Origin of the sequence: Bradyrhizobium sp. (genome assembly GCF_049798375.1) — a bacterium.
Lineage (GTDB): Bacteria > Pseudomonadota > Alphaproteobacteria > Rhizobiales > Xanthobacteraceae > Bradyrhizobium.
Genome location: NZ_JBARGP010000014.1, coordinates 1 through 2,217 on the forward strand (window position 1 = coordinate 1; position 2,217 = coordinate 2,217).

Annotated in this window: 1 protein-coding gene and 1 pseudogene; both read right to left on the minus strand. The window is 62.0% G+C overall.

Annotated elements, in window-relative coordinates; genetic code table 11:
- A pseudogene (locus WA702_RS00575) lies at positions 1-724 on the minus strand (thiolase domain-containing protein); the annotation flags it as partial.
- An 884-nt stretch (positions 725-1,608) separates the two neighbouring features.
- Positions 1,609-2,136 (minus strand): REP-associated tyrosine transposase, encoded by a 528-nt coding sequence (locus tag WA702_RS00580; RefSeq protein WP_425108582.1) that lies wholly within the window; start codon positions 2,134-2,136, stop codon positions 1,609-1,611.
- Positions 2,137-2,217: the final 81 nt, after the last annotated feature.

The window sequence follows — 2,217 nt, forward strand, 5'->3', positions numbered from 1 at the left end:
GCGGCCCCTTCGCCGCTTCGCCATGACCGATCAGGCGCACCAGCGGCTTCTTCAGGCTCTTGGCGATTTCCGGCGTGGTGACGATCAGCGCGCCGCCGCCGTCGGTGACGACGCAGCAATCCATCCGATGCAGGGGATCGGAGATCATCGGCGAGTTGAGCACGTCCTCGACCGTGACGACGTCCTTGAGCATCGCATGCGGATTGTATTGCGCATGATGCGAGGCCGCGACCTTGATCCAGGCCAGCTGCTCGCTGGTGGTGCCGTAGTCGTGCATGTGGCGCATGGCGCACATGCCGTAGGCATTGTGGGTCGTCGCACCATAAGCCGCCTCGAAGTCTCCCTCGGCGCCGGAGGCGCGCGGCGGCATGGGGCCGGTGCGCGGCTTGCCGGCCAAGGTGATCAGCGCGACCGAGCACTTTCCAGCGGCGATGGCCTCGGCGGCGTGGCCAAGATGGATCAGATAGGAACAGCCGCCGGTCTCGGTGGAATCGACGTGGCGCAGCTTCTTGGTGTCCAGGCCGAGATAGTCGACCATCGGCCACAGCCCGCCCGGCGCGTCGCCGGCGCAGAAATAGCCGTCGATGTCGTCCTTGGTCAGCCCGGCATCCTCGATCGCGCCCTTGGCGACCTCGGCATGCAACTGCGCGGTGGATTTGTGGGGTGCGTGCCGGGTGGGATGCTCATAGATCCCGGCGATGTAGGCCTTGCCCTTGATGGTCAACTGTAACTCCGCATTGATCGTTTCGTCCCTTGTCTGATGCGATTTTCTGGACCCTTGATCGAGCCTTGGCAAGCCGCGAAAATATTCCGCAGGGTGGAGATGACGGGAGCGCCTACAAGGTCCGCCGTCGTCCTTGAAACCGCTACGGTGTCCTCCGCTGTCGTCGTCCCGCTTGACCGGGCGACCCGATATTCCAGAGGAAACGGTGATTGAGTCGATAAGCCGCGGCGTGCGGGACCGCCGGCTTCGCGGGCGATGACGACTGTGTGTAAGGCACGCGCCGAGCCAAGCAACTGCATTCCCGCGGCATGTCATGCCCGAGTTTGTGCTGATCTTAATGACCCTCGAAATACAGAGGGCGCAGGGAAGGCCGGGTGCTGGTCGCACCCGCGGTCCGCGTGCAGCAAAGAAGCACGCGGCAGAACCACAGGTACGCCGAACAACCGGCCTTCCCTGCGCGATGGTCTTAACGCTTATACGCGCTCTCCTTGGGGACCGGCTTGATTGCCCCCATCGCGACAACGCTGACGCGTTGCGCAGGCCTCAGCACAGGGAGGCCAGGACCACACGATTTCGCGTCCGTAATGCATCGTTCGTCCGCATGCGCAATGCGCATGCTGCGACACCTCACGGCCACCGCTTCCCCGCCTCGCGTGTCGTGACGATCGCGCGCAACGCCCCTCCGTGGTGAGGCGGGATGGCCGAGATCATCGTTGTGATTTGCCCGACGAGGCAAGGTGCAAAACTGCGACAGACTGGCACGACGGGCAATTTGCGCATGGCGGATATGCGCCGTGGTCTGAAAGCAGCTCTCAAGTGTGAGGCGGCCCGGCCGATGCTCCGATGGAGGTCGTAGGGTGGGCAAAGCGAAGCGTGCCCACCCCCTATTCGCCGAACGATCCCGGCATGTCCCTCACATCTCCGCCCCAGTCGGCAACAAGCAAACCGCGTTCGACAAATCTGTGAAAGCTACTGTGCTGCCAGTCGGCAACACGCGCCGCGAGCCCATGCTTGACCGGGTTGAAATGAATGTAATCGATATGTCGATCGAAATCATCCTCATCGCGGATTGCGTGCTCCCAATACCGTCGCTGCCAGACGCCTTTCTCACGCTTTGACAGTTGGCTTTGCGAGCGCCGTTCCGGTGCGATCCCCCGAGAGAAGTTGCTCTTGATCAAGCTCCAGCGGCTCGCGAAGTCCGAGTCGTTTTCAGGCAGCGCCCAAAGCGCGTGAAGATGGTCAGGGAGGACGCAGATCGCAATCGTTTCGAATGGATGACGTTCGCTTGCGAGACGATATGACCAACGCAGCCGGTCGATCTGCTCAACAAGCAGATTGCTCGACCTGTCCTGAAGGACGACCGTGAAGAAGAACACGCCGCCTTTGACATTGGTGCGACGATAATTTGGCATGATGTGGTTGTATCATGCCAAAGGGCGGTGGGCACGCTTCGCTTTGCCCACCCTACGCGCCAAAGTCACGATGCCGTAGGG

Bases quoted from the DNA above. Each gene is read 5' to 3' on its own strand.
- WA702_RS00580 (WP_425108582.1), bottom strand. From the start codon at position 2,136: ATGCCAAATTATCGTCGCACCAATGTCAAAGGCGGCGTGTTCTTCTTC.